Origin of the sequence: Psychrobacter sp. BF1 (genome assembly GCF_019279065.1) — a bacterium.
Taxonomy (GTDB): domain Bacteria; phylum Pseudomonadota; class Gammaproteobacteria; order Pseudomonadales; family Moraxellaceae; genus Psychrobacter; species Psychrobacter urativorans.
Map to the genome: position 1 here is coordinate 243222 of NZ_JAGYWV010000002.1, position 24606 is coordinate 267827.

General features: G+C 43.3%; 26 protein-coding genes. 14 read left to right on the top strand and 12 right to left on the bottom strand.

The annotated features are described in order from the left end of the window. Positions 1-236 precede the first annotated feature (236 nt). The 3 genes from ribA (at position 237) to KZA12_RS03905 (ending at position 2902) form a co-directional block, all read left to right on the top strand. Positions 237-1001, top strand: a complete 765-nt coding sequence (gene ribA / locus KZA12_RS03895) for a GTP cyclohydrolase II (protein WP_218689290.1) — start codon at positions 237-239, stop codon at positions 999-1001. 190 nt (positions 1002-1191) lie between these two features. After that, positions 1192-2196: an oxygen-dependent coproporphyrinogen oxidase gene (gene hemF, locus KZA12_RS03900; RefSeq protein WP_201621723.1), complete on the top strand. Its 1005-nt coding sequence runs from the start codon at positions 1192-1194 to the stop codon at positions 2194-2196. 232 nt (positions 2197-2428) lie between these two features. Continuing rightward, positions 2429-2902 carry a cytochrome c gene (locus KZA12_RS03905; protein WP_201621722.1) on the top strand — a complete coding sequence of 158 codons (474 nt, stop codon included), beginning with the start codon at positions 2429-2431 and terminating at the stop codon, positions 2900-2902. A 209-nt stretch (positions 2903-3111) separates the two neighbouring features. Here the strand turns inward: KZA12_RS03905 and KZA12_RS03910 are convergent, their stop codons facing one another. The 3 genes from KZA12_RS03910 to KZA12_RS03920 all read right to left on the bottom strand — a co-directional run bounded on the left by KZA12_RS03910 (position 3112) and on the right by KZA12_RS03920 (position 5538). Next, on the bottom strand, positions 3112-4044 hold the full coding sequence (locus KZA12_RS03910; RefSeq protein WP_218689291.1) for a mechanosensitive ion channel family protein: 933 nt from the start codon (positions 4042-4044) through the stop codon (positions 3112-3114). Between the two features lie 123 nt (positions 4045-4167). Continuing rightward, positions 4168-4647, bottom strand: coding sequence for a lactoylglutathione lyase (gene gloA / locus KZA12_RS03915; protein WP_227677109.1), 480 nt, complete (start codon positions 4645-4647; stop codon positions 4168-4170). Between the two features lie 255 nt (positions 4648-4902). Next, a complete protein-coding gene (locus KZA12_RS03920) occupies positions 4903-5538 on the bottom strand; it encodes a carbonic anhydrase (protein WP_201621719.1) in 636 nt (211 codons plus the stop codon). 539 nt (positions 5539-6077) lie between these two features. Here KZA12_RS03920 and potA point away from each other — a divergent pair. The 4 genes from potA (at position 6078) to KZA12_RS03940 (ending at position 9991) form a co-directional block, all read left to right on the top strand. Then, positions 6078-7340, top strand: coding sequence for a spermidine/putrescine ABC transporter ATP-binding protein PotA (gene potA / locus KZA12_RS03925; RefSeq protein WP_218689293.1), 1263 nt, complete (start codon positions 6078-6080; stop codon positions 7338-7340). Beyond that, the gene (gene potB / locus KZA12_RS03930) at positions 7340-8227 is read left to right on the top strand and encodes a spermidine/putrescine ABC transporter permease PotB (RefSeq protein WP_218689294.1); all 888 of its coding nucleotides are present in this window, start codon (positions 7340-7342) and stop codon (positions 8225-8227) included. The genes potA and potB overlap by 1 nt, the downstream gene beginning before the upstream one ends. Continuing rightward, the gene (gene potC, locus KZA12_RS03935) at positions 8227-9027 is read left to right on the top strand and encodes a spermidine/putrescine ABC transporter permease PotC (RefSeq protein WP_256932816.1); all 801 of its coding nucleotides are present in this window, start codon (positions 8227-8229) and stop codon (positions 9025-9027) included. Before potB ends, potC begins: the two co-directional genes overlap by 1 nt. A gap of 73 nt (positions 9028-9100) precedes the next feature. After that, on the top strand, positions 9101-9991 hold the full coding sequence (locus KZA12_RS03940) for a LysR family transcriptional regulator (protein WP_218689295.1): 891 nt from the start codon (positions 9101-9103) through the stop codon (positions 9989-9991). A gap of 14 nt (positions 9992-10005) precedes the next feature. Here the strand turns inward: KZA12_RS03940 and crcB are convergent, their stop codons facing one another. The 4 genes from crcB to KZA12_RS03960 form a co-directional block, all read right to left on the bottom strand. Continuing rightward, on the bottom strand, positions 10006-10377 hold the full coding sequence (crcB, locus tag KZA12_RS03945; protein WP_218689296.1) for a fluoride efflux transporter CrcB: 372 nt from the start codon (positions 10375-10377) through the stop codon (positions 10006-10008). Between the two features lie 111 nt (positions 10378-10488). Continuing rightward, positions 10489-11538, bottom strand: coding sequence for a tRNA (adenosine(37)-N6)-threonylcarbamoyltransferase complex transferase subunit TsaD (tsaD, locus tag KZA12_RS03950; protein ID WP_218689297.1), 1050 nt, complete (start codon positions 11536-11538; stop codon positions 10489-10491). A 150-nt stretch (positions 11539-11688) separates the two neighbouring features. Continuing rightward, the gene (locus tag KZA12_RS03955) at positions 11689-11910 is read right to left on the bottom strand and encodes a hypothetical protein (RefSeq protein WP_218689298.1); all 222 of its coding nucleotides are present in this window, start codon (positions 11908-11910) and stop codon (positions 11689-11691) included. A 10-nt stretch (positions 11911-11920) separates the two neighbouring features. Next, positions 11921-12490 (bottom strand): cytochrome c5 family protein, encoded by a 570-nt coding sequence (locus KZA12_RS03960; RefSeq protein WP_218689299.1) that lies wholly within the window; start codon positions 12488-12490, stop codon positions 11921-11923. 303 nt (positions 12491-12793) lie between these two features. On the opposite strand from KZA12_RS03960, the gene rpsU reads away from it, so the two are divergent. Continuing rightward, positions 12794-13009: a 30S ribosomal protein S21 gene (gene rpsU, locus KZA12_RS03965; protein ID WP_201571244.1), complete on the top strand. Its 216-nt coding sequence runs from the start codon at positions 12794-12796 to the stop codon at positions 13007-13009. Positions 13010-13184: 175 nt separating this feature from the next. Continuing rightward, on the top strand, positions 13185-13634 hold the full coding sequence (locus tag KZA12_RS03970) for a GatB/YqeY domain-containing protein (RefSeq protein WP_218689300.1): 450 nt from the start codon (positions 13185-13187) through the stop codon (positions 13632-13634). A gap of 100 nt (positions 13635-13734) precedes the next feature. Here the strand turns inward: KZA12_RS03970 and KZA12_RS03975 are convergent, their stop codons facing one another. Then, entirely contained in the window at positions 13735-15459 is a 1725-nt protein-coding gene (locus tag KZA12_RS03975) for a M48 family metalloprotease (protein ID WP_256932817.1), read from the bottom strand. 390 nt (positions 15460-15849) lie between these two features. Here KZA12_RS03975 and KZA12_RS03980 point away from each other — a divergent pair, with 390 nt between their 5' ends. The 4 genes from KZA12_RS03980 to thiS all read left to right on the top strand — a co-directional run bounded on the left by KZA12_RS03980 (position 15850) and on the right by thiS (position 18585). Then, on the top strand, positions 15850-16344 hold the full coding sequence (locus KZA12_RS03980) for a sulfurtransferase TusA family protein (RefSeq protein WP_218689301.1): 495 nt from the start codon (positions 15850-15852) through the stop codon (positions 16342-16344). A gap of 531 nt (positions 16345-16875) precedes the next feature. Further along, on the top strand, positions 16876-17739 hold the full coding sequence (gene rpoH, locus KZA12_RS03985; RefSeq protein WP_201621943.1) for an RNA polymerase sigma factor RpoH: 864 nt from the start codon (positions 16876-16878) through the stop codon (positions 17737-17739). 143 nt (positions 17740-17882) lie between these two features. Next, positions 17883-18257, top strand: a complete 375-nt coding sequence (locus tag KZA12_RS03990; RefSeq protein WP_216581391.1) for a DUF423 domain-containing protein — start codon at positions 17883-17885, stop codon at positions 18255-18257. A gap of 127 nt (positions 18258-18384) precedes the next feature. Then, positions 18385-18585 (top strand): sulfur carrier protein ThiS, encoded by a 201-nt coding sequence (gene thiS, locus KZA12_RS03995; RefSeq protein WP_201621709.1) that lies wholly within the window; start codon positions 18385-18387, stop codon positions 18583-18585. 342 nt (positions 18586-18927) lie between these two features. Here the strand turns inward: thiS and hpf are convergent, their stop codons facing one another. Both hpf and KZA12_RS04005 read right to left on the bottom strand, forming a co-directional pair. Then, complete coding sequence (gene hpf, locus KZA12_RS04000; RefSeq protein WP_201621708.1) at positions 18928-19308, bottom strand: ribosome hibernation-promoting factor, HPF/YfiA family; 381 nt, start codon at positions 19306-19308, stop codon at positions 18928-18930. Positions 19309-19609: 301 nt separating this feature from the next. Beyond that, the gene (locus KZA12_RS04005) at positions 19610-21325 is read right to left on the bottom strand and encodes an RNA polymerase sigma-54 factor (RefSeq protein WP_218689302.1); all 1716 of its coding nucleotides are present in this window, start codon (positions 21323-21325) and stop codon (positions 19610-19612) included. 374 nt (positions 21326-21699) lie between these two features. Here KZA12_RS04005 and KZA12_RS04010 point away from each other — a divergent pair, with 374 nt between their 5' ends. Continuing rightward, the gene (locus KZA12_RS04010) at positions 21700-22578 is read left to right on the top strand and encodes a nitrilase-related carbon-nitrogen hydrolase (protein ID WP_218689303.1); all 879 of its coding nucleotides are present in this window, start codon (positions 21700-21702) and stop codon (positions 22576-22578) included. A gap of 45 nt (positions 22579-22623) precedes the next feature. Here the strand turns inward: KZA12_RS04010 and KZA12_RS04015 are convergent, their stop codons facing one another. Further along, entirely contained in the window at positions 22624-23595 is a 972-nt protein-coding gene (locus tag KZA12_RS04015; RefSeq protein ID WP_218689304.1) for a tyrosine recombinase XerC, read from the bottom strand. A 29-nt stretch (positions 23596-23624) separates the two neighbouring features. Further along, positions 23625-24509 carry a diaminopimelate epimerase gene (dapF, locus tag KZA12_RS04020; protein WP_201621704.1) on the bottom strand — a complete coding sequence of 295 codons (885 nt, stop codon included), beginning with the start codon at positions 24507-24509 and terminating at the stop codon, positions 23625-23627. Positions 24510-24606 lie beyond the last annotated feature (97 nt).

Consider the following 24606-nt stretch of genomic DNA (forward strand, 5'->3'; position numbering starts at 1 on the left):
CCATCGCTCCAATCATCGTGGCTACTCTGTGAATTTTATGTGTTTTATTGCTAGTGAAGTGACTAGTAAAGCTAACGTAGACTAGTATTCTGGGTATTGATGCCAATATAGCTAGCACTCATCGTTGTTATTTATCGGTTACTAATAGCTTACCTACTAACAAGGTCGCCATCAGCCCAATAATCATAACACTCATACTTTGTACCGTTTACATCATCGGCCTATGCAGGACAGTAATGTCATATCATTTTATTACCAGTGCTAAATTACCTACTCGTCATGGCGAGTTCGATATCCACATGTTTGAAAACGGTGATGGTCAAGAGCATGTAATGCTCACAGTTGGCCTGCCTGTTGACGAGCAAGATACCTTGCGTAGTGCCATTAGCACCATTAGCAGTAACCAAGTGGCTGCTATTACTGCTACTGACCGCTCAGCTGAAAACACTAATAACAAGTCAACTTACAAGGTTTTGCCCAGTGTAAATGCGGCTAGTAATAACGGAGGTCAGCAGCTTGATGAGCATCATAAAACAGTGCCTTTAGTACGTATTCACTCTGAATGTCTAACCGGCGATGCTTTTAGCTCGCTTAAATGTGATTGTGGGGCGCAACTAAATACCGCCATGCAGGCCATTCAAGCGGAAGGCTGTGGCGCTATCTTATATTTGCGTCAAGAAGGTCGCGGAATTGGCTTGACCAATAAGATCCGAGCCTATGCCCTGCAAGATCAAGGTCATGATACTTTGGATGCCAATCTTATGCTAGGCTTTCCAGCCGATGCTCGCACTTATGATATGTGTGGCGCTATGCTGGCTCATGTAGCCGTTGACAAGGTTCGACTAATTACTAACAATCCAGACAAAATCGCTTATCTAACTGAGCATGATATCGAAGTGGTTGAGCGCGTGCCTCTAGTAGTAGGGGTCAATGCTATGAATGCTGATTATTTGGCCACTAAACGTGATCGCATGGGCCATTTACTAGACCCGGAAATTTAGAACACTGCTGGTACTTTGATAATAAAAAATAGCGCTTTAAAGCCTCTGACCATTAAGACCTTAGTTTCTCAATGCTTAATACTAGAGCGATCATTAGTTAGAGCGTTTTGTGAATTGACGATTGCTGAGTTCTAAGTTGCCACTGCTGAGTTCTAAGTCCTAAACCTTCATTATAATAATAGAGATCTTTATGACTATTCCTAAATTAAATCCTACACCCCTTGCCCGCACAGACACTTCAGAATCTGAGGGCGGCGTAACGGCAGCTGATCTACTACGAGTTCGTGAATTTTTAGTAGGACTACAAGCCAAAATTTGTCAGACCCTAGAAGCGCAAGAAAGCGCTGACGGCGGTACAGCTACTTTTGTGGCCGATGATTGGGAGCGTCCTGAAGGTGGCGGTGGTCGATCTTGTATTTTAGCTGATGGCAAGGTAATCGAAAAAGCTGGGGTGATGTTTAGCCATATTCATGTCAGCAACTTGCCAGCCTCAGCAACTGCTCGTCATCCTGATATTGCCGGACGTAAAGCGCAAGCGCTGGGCGTGTCTTTGGTAGTACATCCCAAGAATCCTAACGTCCCTACTAGCCATGCTAACGTGCGTCTATTCGTCGCCGAAGCGGCTGGTAAAGAGCCTATTTGGTGGTTCGGTGGCGGTTTTGACTTGACGCCTTTTTATCCAGTATTGGCAGATTGTGTGCATTGGCATCAAGTCTGTCATGACTTGTGTGTGCCTTTTGGTGACAATATCTACTCGGACTTTAAACAATGGTGTGATGAGTATTTCCATTTACGTCATCGTGATGAGCAGCGCGGTGTTGGCGGTCTGTTCTACGATGATGTCAATACTGAAAGTCGTGGCTGGGACTTCGATACTTGTTTTCAACTTATGCAAGCAGTTGGTCAGGGCTACCTCGACGGTATTATTCCCATCTTTGAGCAGCGCAAAGATCTGCCTTATACTGACGAGCAGCGCGAATTTCAGCTTTATCGTCGTGGTCGCTACGTTGAATATAATCTAGTCTATGACCGTGGAACTTTGTTCGGCTTACAGAGTAATGGCCGCATTGAATCAATCTTAGTTAGCATGCCACCGCTTGCCAGTTGGCACTACCGCTTCGAGCCTGTAGCTGGTACGCCAGAGTTTGAATTGACTGACTTCTACTTAAAACCTCGGGATTGGTTGACTTTATAGTCTTTATTGGCATAATAACTCTGATAAGCAGATAAATGTCTTACGTTATAAAATTAGATTTGCTAGTAAACGTTTAGCATATCCGAAGGTCAGCTCCTGTAGCTGACCTTAACTTTATAAGAGATACTTTATTTATAGCTAGTCTAACGTAGCCACTTGTTTTTGCATAAGCACTTTAAGGTCAGTATGATTTAATACGCTTATCACAAGCCACGTATAAAGGAGTTTTACTATGTCAAAATTTTATAACCTTACCTCATTAAAATCTATCACTAGCGTCACTTTGATGACTTTGGCACTAGGCTTAAGCGCCTGTAGCGGCCCTACCAATCCTGATGTAAAAGCCCGTCAAGATATCATGAAGAACTACGGTGATACCATGAAATCAATAGGTGGGATGGTAAAAGAGCCTGATACTTTTGATGCGGTAACTTTAAAAGAGCAAGCCTCATTTTTAGCGGAAGAATCTAAGAGCCCTTGGGTTCATTTTGAAGATAAAGCAGCCATTGGTAATGCTAAAGAAGCAGTTTGGACTGATATGGCCGACTTCAAAGCCAAAGCGGAAGATTTTCAGCAGGCTAGTGCTGAGTTGAATGTTGTGGCACAAACAGCAACTTCTGCTGACGATATAAAGATGGCTGTTGGTGCGGTCGGTAAAAGCTGTAAATCATGCCATGATGATTACCAAGTAGATAAAGACGACTAATACTATTAATAGCTCAGTGGAACTATGAAACCGCTCTATCCTCGATAGTGGCGGTTTTTTTGTGCTCAAACCTTAGCTACCATAACGAATTTGACCAGCCAATAGACCATAGATCGGCCAGCAATTACTCAAATTAGTCACTACAGCTAGCAGCGGTTTATGCAAACTACTTAGCAGCCCCAGTTGCTTACTAAACCCAGTTGCTAAACCTAGCTATCCTTATCCTGTTGCTGCTTTATTTGCTTGGCTATGGCTGATACTGAAGGATCACTTAAATCTAAAGTACGTACTGGGAATGGCATATCTATACCGGCGCTATCCAGCGCTTTTTTGACTTCGATCAGGACTTGATCAATAGAAGCCACTTTGTTGGCTTGGGTACCATCTTCAATGAACCAGCGCACGATCAAATCAACCGTTGAATCTCCCAAATTAGTAGCGATAACGCTTGGTGCAGCTAAGGTTGAAACCGTCTCTGCTCTAGTTAACGCTTGGATGATCTGTGCTTTGGCCTGTTCAATATCATCAGCATAACCGATGCCCACAGCTAGCTGTAAGCGGCGCTGTTTATAAGCGGTGTTGACCGTCAAGGCCGAGGTATAAAGGTCTGAGTTAGGGATGACTACTTGTCGACCATCATAGGTACGAATAGTAGTAGCACGGATTTTGATATCTTCAACGGTACCTTCAAAACTACCGGAGACGATTTGATCGCCGATACGAAATGGCTCTGATAACAATAACAAAATACCCGATAGCAAGTTTTGGAAAATATCTTTAAAAGCAAAGCCGATAGCTACTGAACCGATGCCCAAAGCACCAATTAATTTAGCAGGAGTAAAGCCGGGAATAGCAACTACCATAGCTATCATAAAACCAATAAAAAATATCAGCGCCGCGCCTACTCGCTGAAAGACTTTGATTAAGTTTTGATGGTTACGCTGTTTGCCTAATAGTTTAATCACAACCTTTTTAAAAACTTTGGATAGCAACCAAAAAATCAGCATGACTATTATTGCTGCTACCAGGTAAGGAACACGCTCTATAAAGCTTATTAATAGCTCATTAGCAGTGCCAGTGATAGTTTGGTAAGTCAGAGCTTCCGTAGGAGCCGCTGCAACGTCAGTATCAGAGGTAGGCATAGAATCATTATTCCTGTCTTTTTTATGGTGTTTATCGCTAGGCTATTGAAAACTATCAAGCACAAAACTATATTACTTAACGACTATAGAGTTTGATAAGCAAAACTAATGGTGATTAAAGCACTAGCCCATCAGATCAGCCTGCACAATCTCAATCCAATAACCATCAACATCTTTAATAAAAGCAATGTTTTTCATACTACCTTGTTCTGGACGTTTTTTAAAATCAACCTTGTTATCATCAAACCAAGCAACCGCAGCTTCTAAATCGGGCACAGTAAAGCAAATATGACCAAAGCCTTGTGGCTCTTCGTTACCATCATGATAGCTAAAGTCCTGCTGAGTTTCAGTGCCATAATTATGCGTCAATTCCAAGATACCACGCTGACGGAAGGCATAGATAGCCAAATCATCACCCGCTGGTAGATTGTCACGCTCCTCATCAGTCAACTTAGCTAGAAAGTATAAATCAAAGCCCATTTCGGGGAACTTTTTGATAGCTAATAAGCTCATACCTAAAATTCCAGTATAAAAACTCAAAGACTTAATGGGATCTTTGACTCTTAGCATAGTGTGATTAAAGGTAAAGCCACTAGTCACCATAGCGATAGGCTGCACACCCGGCACTTGGATACTAGTCGCAGGTTGAGAGATATGATTGCTGCTGTCATTGCTATTGGCATTAGTGTTATTAGCATTGATGTTATTAGTATTAGTGTCATTAGACATAATTATTCTCACTTTTTAAAATAATGTTATTAGCACAGATATTACTGCTATCGATAATGTTATAGCAAAAAACAACCAAAGTGTCTTTAGCAGCGACTTCGCTATCTTCTGCTAGTGGAGAGTACTTTATTAGCTGTCTAAAAAGCGTACTTTGCCAGTGTCAATATTGTATTCTGCGCCAACGATTAACAGCTGGCCGGTACTTGATAAATCTTCTAAAGCTCGTGAACCGTGTTTGAGCTGACTGACTGACATGCGTACATTGGCGCGTATAGAGCGATTTATAAGCTCTTCGGCATCCACATCTTGCCCATTAGCAGTGGCCAGTTCATGTAAGTTATAGACACTTGGACGGATACGATCAACGATAGACTGTAAATTTGGTGAATAGTTTTTCTCAGGATTAATTAGGGTATCTACACAAGCGCTTACCGCTCCACAATTTGAATGACCTAGTACGACTACTAATTTAGTATCGAACTTTTCAGCAGCGAACTCAATAGAACCGATTTGTGACGGTGCTACTATATTACCGGCTACTCGGATCACAAATAAATCACCTAAACCTTGATCGAAGACAATTTCTACGGGCACCCGAGCATCCGAGCAGCCTAAAATAATAGCTAGCGGATCTTGATCTCTGACTAATTCTGGACGACGCTGCATCGATGGATCACTAGTTAAACTATCCACATAGCGCCTATTGCCCTCTTTAAGCAATGCAAGCGCTTCAGTTCCTGTTTTTGGGCGATTAGCATTAGGCATTAGCAATCCTTGATTATAAATGGGTTATATTATTCATTAGTATCAAAATTATTGTATAGCAATAAAAGTAAAATAATAATAAAAAATTTAATATTAGCAGCTGTCGCTTAGTCATTGACCAATACAGATGGCTGTCATAAAAGCATCAAATAGCCCTCATATTATGTCATCTGTCAGTTTATTAGCTGTTTGTAAACCGTTATGTCAGCCCTCAGTTTATTAGCTGTTTTCAAACCGTATGGGCTTTTATATTAGCCAGACCTATCAGCACAGCTACAGTGATTAGCACTCAATGAAATCTTAGGCAGTCAGTCAACTAAACGGTAACGCCATAGTTTAGGCGCAATAAAGTATAGCCTGCGTAACTTGCAGCAACTTATAGGGAAGGTTTGTTATAATACGCAACAATTACATTGAGCTTATGCCTAATGCCAAGCTTTACTATTAGGTCTCGACGTTAAGCGTTTATATTAAGCATATTACCTAACTGCTCTCTAACTACAGACACCTTCTATTTTGGTCTCTTAGGAATCTCGATCATGACTGACTCAGACGTAAACCCTCAAGCACCTGCTGCTACTGATACCCTACTAAAAATAACTGGGCTAAAAAAGTCCTATGATAAAACCGAAGTATTAACAGATATCAATCTGGATATTAAACAAGGTGAGTTCCTAACTTTATTAGGCCCATCGGGCTGTGGTAAGACGACTTTGCTACGCCTTATTGCCGGCTTTGAGCAACCGACAGCCGGAAATATTCAGTTAGATGGGGTACAAATGGCTGGGCTATCTGCTGATAAACGTCCGGTCAATACCGTATTTCAACAATATGCTCTATTCCCTCATATGACCGTAGCGCAAAACGTTGCTTATGGGCTAAAGCTTAAAAAAGTACCGAAGGATGAGATTCAAACTCGAGTGCGCGATATGTTAGCAATGGTGCAGCTAGAAGCTTTGGCCAATCGTCGTCCGCAAGACTTGTCTGGTGGTCAGCAGCAGCGGGTGGCTATTGCTCGTGCGGTGATCAACCGTCCCAAGTTACTCCTTCTAGACGAGCCACTCTCAGCGCTTGATTATAAGCTACGCTTGCAGATGCAATCAGAGCTCAAACGTCTGCAACGTGAGCTAGGTATCACCTTTGTATTCGTCACTCACGATCAAGAAGAAGCGCTGTCGATGTCCGATCGTATTGCAGTGATGAAAGATGGCAAGTTCCAGCAGATTGGCACTCCTATTGAGATCTATGAAACTCCAGCGAATCTATTTACTGCCAAATTCATCGGTGAAACCAATCTATTTAAGGCTGAAGTAAAGAACGTCTATCCGCAACAGCCAGATCGTGATGGACTCGTTACTAACGGCCGTATCGAAGTCGAAGTCTGCGAGGCGCAAGCACAAGCAACACCGGCTACTTTGCGTAATCTACGCCGTCCTAACTTTGTTAGTGATGTAAAGGTTGGTGATATCGTTAATTTACTACTGCGTCCAGAGGACTTACGTATTTATGAAGCCAATGACAGCACTCACTCTGGATTGCTAGGTCGAGTAATTGAGAGTAACTACAAAGGCAGTACTCTAGACTCTATTATTGAGTTGGATAATGGCCATATTATAAAAGCCTCAGAGTTCTTTGATGAAGATGACCCTAGCTTTGATTACAAAATGAATGAGCCGGTGAAAGTCACTTGGGTCGACGGTTGGGAATGGGTATTGCCTAATGACGGCTCTATCGATGATGAAGTCGTACCTAAAGCCATTTTCGATATGAGTAGCGCAACTGTGCATAAGGATTTGAGCTAATGGCAGGTAAAAGCGCTACTCATCTGAGCAATAAAAGTATATTTCGCACCACTACGTTATGGCTTATTTGGGGGTGGCTGCTGATCTTTGCGCTACTGCCAAATATATTGGTAATAGCAGTGAGCTTTTTGACTCGTGATACTAGCGACTTCATTAGCTTACCGGTCAGTATTGACAGCTATGTACGCATGGTTGATCCACTGTATTTTGAGGTGTTTGTGCACTCGCTGTGGATGGCAGGTATCACTACTCTTATTTGCTTGCTGCTGGGCTACCCCTTTGCTTGGCTCGTCTCCAGAACTAAGGCACGCTGGCAACCCTTGCTGATGTTGCTATTAATATTGCCGTTTTGGACCAATTCATTAGTGCGAGTTTATGCGCTAAAGTTACTGCTGGCGACTAATGGCTTGCTCAACAAAGCGCTGTTGGCGATTGGCATCATCGACACTCCTATCGATATGTTATATACCCAAGGATCAGTTATTGTTGGCCTGACTTATTTGCTATTTCCCTTTATGGTGTTGCCTTTATATGCAGTGTTTACTGACTTGCGTGATGACATGCTATTGGCCTCGCAAGATTTGGGTGCCTCAAGATCACAGACTTTTTGGCATGTCGTTCTACCCTTGACTACTCCTGGTATTATCTCTGGGGTGCTGCTGGTATTACTACCAGCCATGGGCATGTTCTATGTCGCTGATATCTTGGGCGGCTCACGTAATTTATTAGTCGGGAATGTGATAAAAAACCAATTCCTAGATGCACGAGATTGGCCATTTGGTGCGGCGGCTAGTGTGCTGTTAACTTTAGCTATGGCGGTATTATTACTGGCTTATCGAGCTAGTAGTCGCCGAATTGGCAAGACTGACTTTAATGAGGTGGCCTAATGTCTAATTCGCGCCCTATAAAAATGAACGGTAAGATCGGTAGTATCGCTGCTAAAGGCTATTTAGGACTGATCTACGCTTTGCTATATTTGCCTATCATTGTGCTAGTAGTGATGTCTTTTAATAAGTCAAAAACAGGCTATAACTGGGACGGTTTTAGCTTAAAGTGGTACGAATCTCTATTTAAAAATCAGGCGATGCTTGATTCGTTTTGGCACTCTATTATCTTAGGGTTAGTGGCGGCTACTGTATCAACTTTGATAGGGGTACTGACTGCTATGGCCTTGCATCGCTATAATTTTCGCGGTAAAGGGCTATTGAACGGCTTGTTATTCGTGTTGATGATGTCGCCTGAGATTGTACTGGCTATTTCTTTGTTGACCCTGTTTTTATTGATTGGCTTAGAGCTGGGCTTTGTGTCGCTGTTACTAGCGCACATTACCTTCTGTTTGCCCTTTGTGGTGATTACCGTATTTGCCCGTTTGAGTAGCTTAGATGAGAGCTTAATGGAGGCTGCACGTGACTTAGGGGCCAGCGAATCGACGATGATACGCACTGTGCTGATCCCAGTAATATTGCCAGCAGTGATGGCTGGTTGGCTGCTCGCTTTCACCTTATCGCTCGATGATGTAGTAGTATCGACCTTTGTCACTGGCCCTAGCTACGAGATTCTGCCGCTAAGGATTTATTCGATGGTACGTGTAGGGCTTAAACCTGAAGTCAACGCTATTGGTACCTTATTGCTAGCCGCCTCTCTAGTATTAGTAGTGATCTCGCAGCTATTACTACGTCGACGTTAACAGAGGTTGCAAGGATTAGTTTAAATACTGGCTTAACAACTGATTTAAATAAATATAAAACTCAGGTCATCTTATGTTAGAGCTTCGCCATCTTAATACCTTAACCGCTTTGCGAGCACATGGTTCGCTAGCGGCTGCAGCTGATGAGCTACATGTGACAGCCTCTGCTGTCTCCCATCAGTTAAAGGAGCTGGAAAACTACTACGATATTAGCTTAGTTAATCGCCGTACTCGCCCCCTTACTTTTACTCCAGCGGGCAAAACGGTATTGGCCCTAGCTGATAGCATAATGCCACAAGTCTCTCGCACTAAAGCCAACCTTAAACGTTTAGCTCACGGTCAAGCAGGCAGACTACGTTTAGCATCGGAGTGCCATAGCTGCTTTGATTGGTTGATGCCGATACTTAATCGCTATCGCCGTGAGTGGTCTGACGTAGAGTTGGATTTCGCTACTGGCTTTGAGCCTGAGCCACATCATCTATTGATGGAAGGTGATATTGATCTATTGATTACTACTAGTAATTTGCCGATAGAAGGTCTGAGTTATAAGCCATTATTTGAGTATGAAAGTCGCTTAGTGCTATCGCCTTTACATGATTTAGCCGAGCGAGACTTTATACGTCCTGATGATCTAACCACTGAGACTCTGATTGCTTATCCAGTCGAAGTTAAGCGCTTAGATATCATCGCCAACTTTATGACCCCTGCACAAGTAAACTTCAACAATATTCGTACTACTGAGCTGACGGCAATGCTGATACAGCTGGTTGCTAGTGAACGTGGAGTAGCGGCCTTACCCGATTGGGTAGTAGCGGAATATGAGAAAAAAGGCTGGGTAGTTTCGCGTCCACTAGGTAATGGCGTCTATTGTCAGCTCTATGCTGCGACGCGCAGCTCAAGTCAAGATACCGCCTACATGCAAGGCTTTGCTGGCTTGTTAGAAGGGATTGTTAAGCCGTTATAGCTGTTGATTATTAATTATAAAATACTTTTAAATAAATAAAAGCCAATAGCAGTCGCCAATAAAGTCAGGCCTACGTGTAGGCCCACTAGACCAAGGCCGGGTAGCACACGCCCATCATTGAGTAAGGCAAAAACTTCAGCACTAAAAGTGCTAAAAGTTGTCAGACCACCGCAGAATCCAGTAATAATAAACAGTTTTGCATTAGCGGGTACATTGCTGCCCATGCGCTCGAACCAGACTAATGCTAGCCCTATTAATAAGCCACCTAAGATATTAGCACTAAGAGTACCAAGCGGTATCCAACTGTGTAATGGATTAAAGCGCCCAAGCCATGCCCGTAGACAAGCGCCTATGGCAGCACCTAAACCGATAGCTAACCACTGCATAACCTATCCTTTTCCATAAAACTGTCAGCTTTTTACTATAAAACTTTAAGGTCATAAAACCTTAAATCGTTAAGGTGGTAAAGTTTTAAACTCTAAAAATTTAACAACCATCTATAAGGCTGGCAATTCAGTCATCGGCCAACGAGGTACACAGCTGACCGCTAAGTCATCGGCTTGTCCGGCCTGCAAACGCTGATAACCGGCATAAGCGATCATCGCCCCATTATCCGTACAGAGTGCCGGCGGTGCATAATGTACTGTGGCATTTATTTTGGCCAATTCAGTTTCTAAAGTAGTGCGCAGATGACTATTGGCACTGACCCCACCAGCAATTACTAAGCGACTCATATCAGCTTGCTTGAGCGCCTTGACGCATTTCTTCACTAAAGTATCGACTACTGCATGTTGGAAACTAGCCGCAATATCGGCACGTACTTGTGGATCACTAGCAGAGCCCATACCTGAGCCAGGCGTGTCTTTGATAAGGTTATGCACGGCGGTTTTCATCCCGCTAAAGGAGAAGTCTAAACCACGATGCAGCATAGGTCGAGGCAACGAATAAGCGTTGGCATCACCAGTCTCCGCAAGCTTGGCGATATTGGGGCCACCCGGATAAGCTAAGCCTAGCATCTTGGCTGCTTTATCGAAGCACTCCCCTGCCGCATCGTCGATAGACTCACCAAGTATCTCGTACTCGCCTACTCCTCGAGCGGCGATAAGTAAGGTATGACCACCAGATACTAGTAGCGAGACAAAAGGAAAATCTGGCGGATTAGCGCCCATTAAAGGCGCTAGTAAATGGCCTTCCATATGATGGATGCCAATCGCTGGGATATCTAAGCCATAGGCCAAGCTACGGCCAAATAATGCCCCAGTCATTAAAGCCCCAATTAACCCCGGGCCCTTAGTATAAGCAATCGCATCAATCTCATCTTTACTGATATTGCACTGCTCTAATAACTCATCAAATAGCGGTACTAACTTTCGAATATGATCCCGACTAGCCAGTTCCGGTACTACGCCACCATAGAGGGCGTGTAACTCTATTTGTGAGTACAGTACTTGTCCGAGTAAACCCTGATTTCTACTATTGATCTGCTCACTATCAAAAATAGCCAAACCAGTTTCATCACAAGAGGTCTCTAAACCTAATACTTTCATGCTATGGCCTTTATAGGGTTTTCACTGTTATTTATAGCTAAAGAGTGGCTGATTGTAGCCACAAAAAAACCGTCATCGCAGTTTACAATGACGGTTAGTTTAACAAATTTCAACAGCCTACAGCTGATATTAGCTAACTGCTTCTAACATTTAATCAACACAGGCTTTGACTTGCACTTTAGTAACGCCATTCACAACTTGTGCGGGCATCTTATTAAAACCTTGAGCTGAATGCATATATAGCGTTTTTTTATCTTCGCTAATACTTGTGCTCCAAGCTACTTTGTCAGCATATTTTAGCGCAGTTAATAAACCATTAGCGCGGCAAACTTTGCAGTTTGATTGGTAGAGTTTAGCAGCAGCGTCAAGCACTTAACTAGCCTTAACTCGCAGCAGCTACCATATAGTCTACGGCCGCATGGACTTGCTCTTCACTAACTTCTGCATTTACTTGCGCATTCATCTGATTGAAGCCTTTTGATGCGTGAGTGTATAAAGTCTCTTTACCTTTAGCAATACGGGGTGCCCAAGCTGCTGCATCACCATATTTTGGTGCATTAAGAACACCAGCGGCATGACAAGCCATGCATTTCTTATTATAAAGCTCTGCCCCAACATTGACCGCTAGATCTTCAGTAGGCTCAGCGGCTGGAGCTGCTGCGCCATCTGCTGCTACGGCCATATCACCAGCAGCAGGAGTGGCTTCGGCCGCAACTACAGGGGCAGGAGCAGTCGCTGGGAACTTCATATCTTCTGCTTTTGGCGCTAACTGGCGAGCAATATCAGCTGCTTGATCAACGCGATCCACTGCCAAGATCTCTTCTGACTCTGCTCCAGCTTCAGGCTCACTGCTACAAGCACTGATGCTAATACCTAACGCCAGCACTAGCGTAGTCAATAATGCAGTGCTTAATGGGTTTTTTGACCCTAATTTTGATACTGCTTTGCTCATCCCAACATCCTTAATAAAATTGACATAAAAGCGTGAATTTAGCTACCGTCAGCCTAAAATTATCATAGCATAAAGTAAGCATAAATCGTTATAGTCAGTAAGGAATTTATACTAGTTTTGTAGAATACATATATTAAAATCTTTGACTTTTCTCAGGTTTTTGATTAAAATAATCGGCCTTGTGCTATTGCGCAAGACTATCCTAGTTTGAGCTGATGTCTGCGATCTTGAGATATTGCGACTAAATATTACTATACAGCCAAACTAATGCCTTTATGTATCTCATCCCTATAAGGAGTCTTCATGCCTGCAGTTAAGGTTAAAGAAAACGAACCAGTTGATATCGCTATCCGCCGCTTTAAGCGTGCTTGCGAAAAAGCTGGTGTTTTATCAGACGTGCGTAAGCGTGAGTTTTATGAAAAACCAACGCAAGAGCGCAAGCGCAAGAAAGCCGCTGCTGTGAAGCGTTATAAGAAAAAAACACAACGTGATACTGTACGTACTACACGTATGTACTAATAGTTATTTAGGCTAATCACTGATTGGCCTATCAATAACTACAAGCGTTATACTAATGCCACTGTTATCTATCGATATCAGTGGCGTTTTTTATGCTACAATTTTTATCACTGAGTGGTATCAATAAGTTTTGATCTTACTTCACACGGTTAACTGATTAGGAATAATAATAGCTATGAGTCCACTTAAACAGCATTTAGCAGACACTATCGTCACTTCTATGAAAGCTCGCGAAATAGAGCGTGTAAAAGTTCTACGCAATGTGCATGCAGTAATCAAACAAATCGAGATTGATCGTCGTATCGAACTTGAAGATGCCGATGTGTTAGATGTGCTACAAAAGCAGCTTAAACAGCGTCAAGAATCTTTAGCTATCTTTACTGAAAATGATCGCAAAGATTTGGCAGTTAAAGAGCAGTTCGAGATTGATATTATTAATGAGTTCATGCCTAAACAAATGGATGATAGTGAAATTGCCGCGCTAGTCAGCAGTGAAATCGCTGCGCAAGGTGCTACTTCTATGCGTGATATGGGCGCAGTGATGGGCGAACTAAAGAAAAAAACAGCAGGTCGGGCAGATCCTGGGTTAATTTCAAAGTTAGTAAGAGATGCTTTGCAAGGGTAACCGTTAACAGCTTGTATAAAGAGTGATAAAGCAGTTTTCACTAAGCTGACTGTTCAATTATACCGGCTACTTAACTAAACCGGCTGCTTAATTATACCGCTTAAGGCTTATAGTCTTTAGCGGTTTTTACTTGGCTAATTTCTTGCGTAATATTCGCCAGCAAGGGTCGAGCACTACTCTCTTGCCCACTTGCCTGCATTTGCTCAGCCAACTGCTTGGCTTGGGTCAACGAGGTCATTGCACTATCATAGCGTCCAGTCCATAGCTGGTCATGGCTGCGATAAAGTAAGGCATTGATAGTGGCAATCTTCGCTAATTGTGGCGACGTTGAGGTTTTAGCTATTTTTTCATTAGCTAATTGTAGGCTCTGCCAAGCATAGCGATCACTAGGCTGCTGCAGCGTTAGCGGCTTTAACAGTGCTTGTGCTTGCGTAGGATTACCACTATTGGTCAGCGCATCTGCTAAATATAAGCGTAAATCACGGCGCTCGGGATATAGACTCTGTTGCGACTGCAAAATCTGCGCTGCTTGTGCCCATTTATTTTGCTCAACTAGTATTTGGCTTTGAGTAATAGATAACAGCGGCTCTAGCAACTGTTGCTCAGATAGCGGCAACGCCCTGAGGGCTTTGTATAGTTGCTGCGCCTCAGCAAAACGTTGCTGTTCCCCATACCAATGCATTAACGCTAGTTTGGCGCCAACGCTATTTTCAGCAGCACTCATCAGGGCGGTTTGGGTCATACGCTTACCGGTACTTTGTACCCGCCAATAGAGTAAATCAAATAGGGCTTGATGACGCTGCTGCTGATTCAATGACAAATTAGGATAACGTTGAGCACGGCTTTGCGATTCACTTAAGCGCTCATTACTTAACGGATGCGAACGTATAAAGCTAGGTAAAAACTGATTCTCAACTTGATTTAACTGTCCTTGATCATTCATGATAGCAAAGAAGCTGGCCATCGCCCGTGGATTGTAGCCAGCCTGATTCATGATTTGCATGCCAACACGGTCCGCTTCACGCTCATTGCTACGACTAAACGCCATGCCACTGTTCATAGCTGCTGTTTGGCTACCCATCATCACGGCGGCGGCGGCGTCACCATCAACAGCGGTAGCCGCTATCGCCGCTATCATACCGCCTACTTGCAATAGCAGCGCCTTTTTACGCTCATCAGCGCTATGCTCATAATGACGCTGACTAATGTGCGCAACTTCATGAGCGACTACACTTGCTAGCTCATCCATACTTTTGGCAGCGCTAATAGTGCCCGTATTAATACCGATTAGCCCTCCTGGCGCAGCAAAAGCGTTAATAGTGGGACTATCAATGATCACTACCGCCATCGGAGCTTGCTGGCGCACTTGCGCATTAAGTCGCCAAGTCATCTCCTTGACCGTCTCTTGAATCCAAGGGTCATGCTCCATCTTCACTTGCCCATTGATACTCTGTAGCGACCATTCTCCCAGCAGCTTGTTTTGATACTGTTCAGCGAAGCTAAGACTGTCACCACGTAAGTTGGGTAACGCCAATACTTCTGTGCTAGGCTGCTGCCATGAGCCATAGTTCACAGCGGGTGCAGAAGCTACACTGTCTTTTGCCAGGATAGATGTAGTAGTAGGCGCTGCATAACTGTTATACATAAGACTACTGGCTAAGCCAATTAATAATAGCTTTACCCTAGGCACCCAAAGCTGGCCAGCAACTGACTTAGCTGGCAACGGCGCTTTACTACTAAGGCTGCGCAGCTCAGCATCTAATCGATTGCTAGCTGTTGCACTGTGCAAAACACTAGGGTCATAACTATGATTAAAAGGCTTCAAGGGCATATCCTAATTTATCAGCAAGTCTTTTTATTCGGAGTATCCAATAATCGACTATAAGAGCTTGCTGCCGTAAGGTCAATTTTAATCTGCTGCTGACTACTAATATCTAAGCACGGCGTGACTTTTGTGCAACACTGTCTTCGATCCCCTTACTGTTCAGTAATGCTATTAGCTATCATTGATAATTTTAATAATGGTATTAATAGTAGTGCTCACAAACAACAACTTTGCTGTGGCGCTAGTTTGTTATAATCAGTCTACTGCGCTTAGTGGCTTGTCCTTAATTGCTGGTGACTGGCTACTAATAAACAACTAACAGCGATCTTGCATTTTCGCATTACCAAGTAACTCTCTCATAATAAAACCAAGGTATCCAAGGCTATTGCTATGAACGCTGATAACTGCTCGAATAGTATCTCATCCCAGCCCTACTTAGTGTGCTTAGCACCAACCTTAGTAGCCTCTGATAAAGATATGATTGTCACTAACTTGCGCCTATTGCCAGCAGGTTATATCAGTGATATTCAGTCGGATACGGCTAGTTTAAGCACTGAACGAGCACATAATAATGGGGTCACTATTAAAGCTATAGTCGATGGTCGAGGTTTGGCTTGTCCTATGCCCCTGCTAAAAACTAAAGTAGCACTACGTAATCTGGCTATCGGTGATTCGCTATATGTCATTGCTACTGATCCCAATTCACGGGCCGATATCACTGCTTTTTGTCAGCATACTCAGCAAGCAAATAATGCTTTAGGGTTACAGCTGATACTAAATAAAAGCACTACTGACCAAACTATGCCAGCATCTATTGAAACTAAGACTAGTGCAAGTTTCGATACAATATTTCACTTCATCATTACCAAAACTGATAGCAACTAAGCCTTGCTATCCTTTACAATCAAGATAATAAAATTTTGCCTATTTCCTCTCTATAGCAAATTTGCCCAGTAACTTTAAGCATTAACTTTAAGTTCAATCTAAACAGTAACTTTGTTTACTTATCTTCTATTAATCAAGGTCAAAAATATGGCTACTGAATCGGTGACGACAACTCAAAATAATGATCCTAAGACCGCAATCGTAAAAAGCACCCAAGCCAAGCGTGCAAAAGCAAAAACTGTAAAACCAAATAGCCCTGAGGCAAAAAATACTAAAATGAAAGATGCAAAGCTAAAAGATGCGCTAATCGAAGGTAACGATAATCAAAGCAAAACGGCTAAAGCTACTAGTGTGCAACAAGATAAAGTAGAAAAAACGGTTAGTGAAAAAGCGGATAAAAAGCCCGCTAATGATCAGTCTGATGCTGAAACAAATCCTGCGCGTGAAGCCGCGCTTAAGGCTGCCGCTCAACGTCCGCCTTATGATGCTAGTGCTTTAGAAGATACTAGCACTCGTGATTTAGTACCAGCTATGCCGACCCATCTGTCTGCCCCTGGGGTGAATTTGGGTGCTTATATCAATACTGTACATCAAATCCCTATCTTGACTACCACCCAAGAGCAAGAGTTGGCTCATCGTTATTTCGATGAAGGCGATGTTGAGGCAGCACGATTATTAGTGATGTCACATTTGCGTTTTGTCATTCATATTGCTCGTAGTTACTCAGGTTATGGTCTGCCACAAGCTGACTTGATCCAAGAGGGTAATTTGGGCTTGATGAAAGCAGTCAAACGCTTTGATCCCAATAAAGGCGTACGCTTAGTATCTTTTGCAGTGCATTGGATCAAGGCTGAAATACATGAGTTTGTGATTCGCAATTGGCGCATCGTCAAAGTCGCTACCACTAAAGCTCACCGCAAACTGTTCTTCAATCTACGCAGTCTAAAAAAGACTAACAATCAGCTGACTCTAGAAGAAGCCGATGCGATTGCCAACGACCTTAATGTTACTCGTAAACAAGTACTAGAGATGGAATCGCGTTTGACCTCTTACGATGCTTCTTTTGAGACGCAATCGAGTGATGACGATGATGGTCGCTACGCACCGCAGTTATTCTTAGAAGATGGTATTGACCCTGCCGAAATGGTAGAAGAAGCTGATTGGGAAGAGAATAACTCATCAGCGCTGATAGCGGCGATGGATACCTTGGATGATCGCTCACGTGATATTGTTGAGCAACGCTGGCTCACTGAGCAAAAATCCACTTTGCATGAGTTGGCAGCGGTCTACTCCATCTCAGCAGAGCGAGTGCGTCAGATCGAAAAGAATGCCATGGATAAAATTCGTGATGCGATGACTATCGATAGTGTCATTTTGCCCGATGACATTCAATAGCACTTGCCATCACTATCTATAGCAATCAGTAGCACTAGTTATTAACTATTTATTAATAGCAGCAAACCTCTACCCCAACTGAGATTGGTTAATAGTGGGTAGTTAATAGCTAGATAGTCGATAATCACTTCAAAGGTTAGACCATGGTAAATTGGATAGGTATTGCGGCTCTCAATATGGCTCTAGCAGTTGCTTTAGGTGCTTTCGGCGCTCATGGTCTCAAAGGTATAGCCAATGCTGAACAACTGGCTTGGTGGCATACTGCAACTCTATATTTATTAGCCCATGCTCTAGGATTACTGCTAGTTGGCCTATTAATTCGTCTCAATTATGCTAGCCAAACTAGTGCCTGGTTATTACAGCTGGGGGTGATTATATTCGCCGGTAGTCTCTATGCGATGACTTTAGGAGCACCACGTTGGTTTGGAGCTATTACTCCTATCGGTGGGCTCCTGATGATTGCAGGCTGGCTATGGCTAGCGGTCACAGCCTTTCGTTTAGGTAATAACACGTTATAGAAACCAATCATTTTGCGTGCTATATATCCTAATAATGCGGTTAACAAAAGATCGTTAGTCAGCTATCATCAATAAGCGATTTACTTTTAGCTACTAGTCACTTATCAAACCATTACCGGAAAATATTATGAGTAAGATTATAGTCAACGGCAAAACATTACAAACTACTCATCAGACCGTGCAGTTAGTAATCAATGAGCTGGGATTGAGTACTGGTCGTTATGCAGTTGAGGTCGATGGTGAACTGATTCCTAAAAGCGAGCTTACTACGCTACGTATCACTGAAGGTATGAGTATTGAAGTGGTCCAAGCGGTAGGCGGTGGTTGAGTCTTTAATATAATGCTTAAGCTTTAGACTAATTCATAAATTTATTCGGTGATTCATCAGCGACAAGCAAAATAAAATAGCAGCCATAAAAAAGACCTCAACGAATTATACGTTTGAGGTCTTTTTTTATCATCAACAGGTAATAACAGGGTAGTGAAGAGATTGATCGACTTGGCATGACTACAATCATGTTTTAGTATTATGATTATCACTAATTGTGGCTAGTGCCGCACCGATCAAAGGCTTACTATTTAGTTGTTGTAAAAACTACTGTCGCATCCTCACTGTTGGTCTCTCCTACTGCTATTGCTACTATTACTCTGACTACAAGGTCTCTGCCTCTTATACTACAGGCTCTGCATCAGCAATGTCATTATCTACGTAACGTCCATCACGTCCAGCACCTTGAGTCTTTTTACCTTCCTGACGAGTCTTGTATTTACGCACTTGTCTCTCAAGCTTATCGGCCATATCGTTAATAGCTTTATACATATCGTCATCAAAAGATTGTACGAACATCTCTTTGCCTGAAACTCGCATGATAGCTTCGGCTTTATGGCTTTTTTGACCACCATCGCTGGCACCACTATTGTCTAATGACAAAATTACTTGGATGCTTTGAATTTGATCAAAATGACGCTCAATTTTTTCTAATTTTTCGCGTACAGCTGTATTCATGGCATCGGTTACGCTGATATGGTGACCACTGATAGAAACATTCATATTATTATCCTTATGTTCATAACTTTATATCACTAGCGATTAGGCAAACTAGCCTAACCACCTTACCTTATCAATAACGCCAATTCTTTATTCACTGTAGAGAGCCTCTACTCTTAAAAGCCCTTATAAACCACATTTAAAAAGTATTGGCTTTTGCTATTAATACCTCTCTAATTTGTCATGAAACCCCGAGAGTAGCAAGGTAGGTTGTTGTAATTAAATGTAACAGAAGCTAGGCTTTTTTACTCAATTCTATATAATCAAAAAATTTTGTTTTAATTTATTCTATTATTAGTCACAACTAATACTTTTGTTTGCGTTGAGTAGAGGAGCCTATACCTAAAGCTTCACGATATTTGGCCACCGTGCGCCGAGCAATATCGATACCTTCTTCATGCAAACAAGCTTGCAACCGACTATCAGAAAGCGGCTTCTTCATATCTTCATCAGTAATCATTTGCTTAATCATCGCACTAATAGCGGTAGAAGATACATCACCATCGCTACTACTGACATGCGATGAAAAAAAGTATTTAAGGGAGAATAGCCCTTGTGGAGTCAGAATAGTCTTACTAGTAGTCAGTCGTGAAACCGTAGATTCGTGTAGATCTACCTCTTCGGCAATAGCTTTTAATATTAGAGGCTGCATAGCTTTAGCGCCATACTGCAAAAACGCTTGTTGGCGATAAATAATGCTAGTGGATACTTTTAATAAATTTTGATTACGCTCTTCAATACTACGAATGAATAAGCGAGCATCGATTAGATTATCGCGTAAATATTGATTTTCGGGACTCTCATCACCACGTTTGACCAAATTGGCGTACTCTCGATTAACTCGTAGTTTAGGCAAAGTATCCGGATTGAGGCGCACATGCCAGCCCTCAATTATAGCTGAGTTATTCTGGCTGCTATCTGATTGCTGGTTAGTGTTATTGCTGCTAGCACTGACATTAGCTGCTGGTACATCACGGCGTAACGGCGTAACTAGTACATCTGGAATATCATAGCTCTCTGGCAACTTAGTATATTCTGGCTGACGGCTTTGAAAAGCTAAGCCGGGCGCAGGGTTTAAGGTACGTAATAAGCTGAGCGCTGGAGTAATCTCTTCTGGCACTAAGCCTGTGATATCGGTTAAAGCTTTGATATTATTGCTAACTAGATGCTCACTGGCTTTAAGTAAGGCTTGTGCTTGCGCCAAAAATTCAGTAGAAGGATCCAGTTTTTGTAGCTGGATACTAAGACATTCGTTCAAATGGCGAGCACCAACCCCTAAAGGGTCGCAAGACTGAATAATTCGTAGTACCGCCACTATCTCGTCAGCCTGAATTTGAGCCTCCCATTGATAGAAGCTGCCCATAGTCTGGAAACTCTGTAGTAGCTCCTCGATATCGAGCCGGACAAAACCCATATCATCCATGGAGTCCACTAAATAATCAGCAATCAAGGTATCGGTATCGGACAGCCGTTTAAAGTTTAGTTGCCAGCGCACATAGTCTTGAATAGTAGCGCTAGTGCTGCCTTGGTAGCTGTCGGGATCGTCATAGCCAGTATAATTGGGCGTTGAACCAGCAACAGAGGCATAGTTGCTGCTCTCAGCACTACTATAATCGTAGTTATCACTATCTAAACTGGCGTAGCTATCGTTACTGTTATCCATAGCCTCGTTATCGATACTGGCTTGTTGTAACTTATCCAAGCTATCTATCTCTTGTTGATCGGCGCTATTGACGGTATTGCTACTGTCAGAGTCATTAGTTGCTGAAGCAGCTAAGCTATCCTCATTCCACATCTCTAGGGTCAAACACTCATCAGCTACACTAAGCTCATAGTCGTCGTCATTACTATCTTCATCATCTTCGACTCGCTCTAGCAAAGGATTGTTATCTAATTTGGCTTGAACCTCTTGTGCCAACTCAAGACTAGAGAGCTGCAACAGTTTGATCGCCTGCTGCATTTGGGGGGTGAGTTTCTGTGAGGTACTTAGCGTGGCTGCCAATCCGAATGACATACTCATAGACAGATTATTGCACTCCAGTATTAATAAAATTTTGGTAATAGCGGTTGTTGGTTGCTATGATTTAATAGTGTAATCAACCTATAAGCCTTGACGATAGCATTTTTTATCCGTCTGTTGCTATGATAATCTATATCCTGCCGAGCCATAATTAGTGGTTATAAGTTATTATTGTTGAGTGATTAGCTGTTCATTTGTAGCTAAATCGTGAGAGTTATAGTCAAAAAACAGCAAACCTAATCCTAGTAAAATCTTAAATAGTTAGCGCTCAGTTAAAGACTGTCTATTGGAAGCTAACTATCAAAGGCTCTATTAAAAAGTTATTAAAGGCTTTATTAAAAGCAACTAGCAAAAATAACCATTGAGAATCAACTATGAATAACCTTACTGTAGCTGCTGTACAGATGAATAGCCAACAAGATATTAGCGCCAATTTAGCCACCATAAAGTCAGCTATTAGCGTGGCTAGTGCACAAGGAGCGCAGCTAGTAGTACTCCCAGAGAACTGTTGTAGTATGGGCGAACAGCTTGCTACTGCTCAGCGTTTTGATGAGTTATCAGCGACTATCGCTGACTACGCTTATGCTCATAAAGTATACGTGCTTGCCGGTTCTCTACCTTGTCCTTATCGTCCTGATGGGGTGATCGTTCCTGATGGTCGTATGCGCCAAGTCAGCTTACTGTTTAGCCCTGCTGGCAAGGTCGTCGCACGTTACGATAAGATCCATCTGTTTACCGCTACTGTCGCTGACAAGCAAGGCAGCTATAACGAAGCCTTGACCTTTGAGCCTGGCACGCAGACGGTAGTGACGCCGATTGAGCTCAAGAATGAGGTTTATCAATTGGGTATGATGGTGTGTTTTGATCTACGTTTTCCAGCGCTGGCCCAACGTTTACGCCAAGCAGGAGCTGAGCTGCTCAGTGCGCCTGCGGCTTTTACTTATATGACTGGTCAAGCGCATTGGTCGCTATTATTACAAGCACGTGCTTTGGACAGCCAATGTATGGTGATTGGTGCGGCACAAGGCGGTGACCATCATTATAGAAACGGTACAGTGCGTCAAACTTGGGGGCATGCAGCGATTAGCGCTTTCGATGGCACTATTGTCGCTAGCTATCAGCATAGCGAGATTGACAAAGTAGCAGCCAATCAAGTCAACGACTATGCGCTAGTGTTCGCCAGTTTAGACAAACTAGCGCAGCAGCAAGGACGCCAAAGTATGCCTATTTTTCACTGTCATCGCTTGGCCTAAGTCTGCTGTAGTACAGCTTTAATAGCGCCTTATAATAACGGCAAGCTATTGCTCATTATCAGTTGGCCGATGAGTGGCACGTGGGTGAGCGCGATCATAGACTTGGGTGAGCTTAGCAAAGTCAACGTGAGTATAGATCTGAGTAGTACTGATATCGCTATGACCAAGCATCTCTTGCACAGCACGTAGATCACCGCTACCCGATAATAAGTGTGAGGCGAAGCAATGACGTAATAGATGCGGATACATATTTTGGGCAATACCGGCTCGGGTTGCCGCTACTTTTAGGCGCTGTTGTACCGCACGACTGGATAACCGAGTACCGAGCTTTTCGCTAATAAATAGCGCAGAGTCTTGCTGCTCGACCCATAAGTTGCGATGCGGCAAGTAACGCTTGATAGCCGCCGCCGCTTTAGGCCCTATAGGCACTAAGCGGGTCTTATTACCTTTCCCAGTCACTCGTACTCGTAGATCAGCCAAGTCGATATCACTACTATCCAGAGCCACAAGCTCACCTACTCGTAGACCGCTGCTATACAGCAGCTCAAACATCGCTTTATCCCGTAACCATAAGCGGGCTTGCTCTGGAGTGTCAGGGCTGGCCTGATCAAGTAATTGAGTTAGTAGATCGATATCCGCTATCGAAGGTAAGGGTCTAGGACTACGTTTGAGCTGGTAGCCAGTGCTTGGATTAATACGGGCCAGCCCTTCTTCAATCAGCCAACCGTAAAAATGCCGAATGGCGGACAGCTCCTGCTGCACACTAGACAGAGCTAGCTTGTCCTCATCAAGGCGCTGACTGATATGCTGAGCCAATTGACGCTTGTCACAGCGTGTCCAAGTTAAGCGCTTACCCCGTATAAATAACGCGAGCTGATTGACCCCAGCAAAATAAGCACTAAGAGTATGCTCAGAATGGTTGCGCACTGCCAGCACCTCTAGCCAGCGTTGTACTGGTACTAGTAATTCGGCTAGAGCATTATCTGGTTCTGTGCTTAATAGGGATTCAATATCCATAGATATCAGCACTCCTTGGGCTAACTAAATTAACTCGGATTGGCTTTAATTCCTGATTGTGCCATCAATCCATCAGGGCTGAATACACCTTCATAAACGAATGCCGTCGGTCCAGTCATCATCACCGAATAGCCCGGCTGCCAACGTACCACTAAACTGCCACCATACAACTGCGTGCGCACATCCTCTCCTTCATCGAGCCAGCCTTCACGGACCCCAACGGCCACTGCCGCACAAGCACCAGTACCACAAGCTTGAGTCTCTCCAACCCCACGCTCATACACACGTAAACGAATATGACGCTGGTTCATCACTTGCATAAAGCCGACATTGACTCGATTAGGAAAAGCAGGATGCCCCTCGATAGCTTTACCTAGTTTTTCGATATCGACTGCTAAAATATCGTCAACTTTAATCACCGCATGGGGGTTGCCCATATTGGCCACGTATAACTGTACTGGTGTGCCTGCGACATCAATATGGTAGGCGTTCTGAATTTTGGTAGTTGATTTGGGAGTAAAAGGAATCTCATTGGGCTCGAACTTTGGTTTACCCATATCTACTTCTACCCAACCATAGCGATCGGTAGTTAGAGCAATAACACCGCTGGCTGTCTCTACTCGCAGACGCTGCTTAAACGATAGTTTGCGCGCTTGGACGAAGCGAGCAAAACAGCGAGCCCCATTACCGCACTGCTCAACTTCTGAGCCATCAGCATTAAAGATACGATAACTAAAATCCACATCAGGGCGCATCGGTGGCTCTACTACTAATAGCTGATCAAAGCCAATGCCTAAATGTCGATCGCCGAGGAGCTGTACTAGCTCTTTGGTTAATTCCAAACGCTGGGTCACCAGATCGATAACCATAAAATCATTACCCAGACCATGCATTTTGGTAAATTCTATTAGCATATCCTTGTGTCCCATTCTATTTTTATGTATGCGTTATAGTAGCACGCTGTATAGCACAATGATAACAATCGCAGTGGCTTGGGCGAGCTTATTTTCA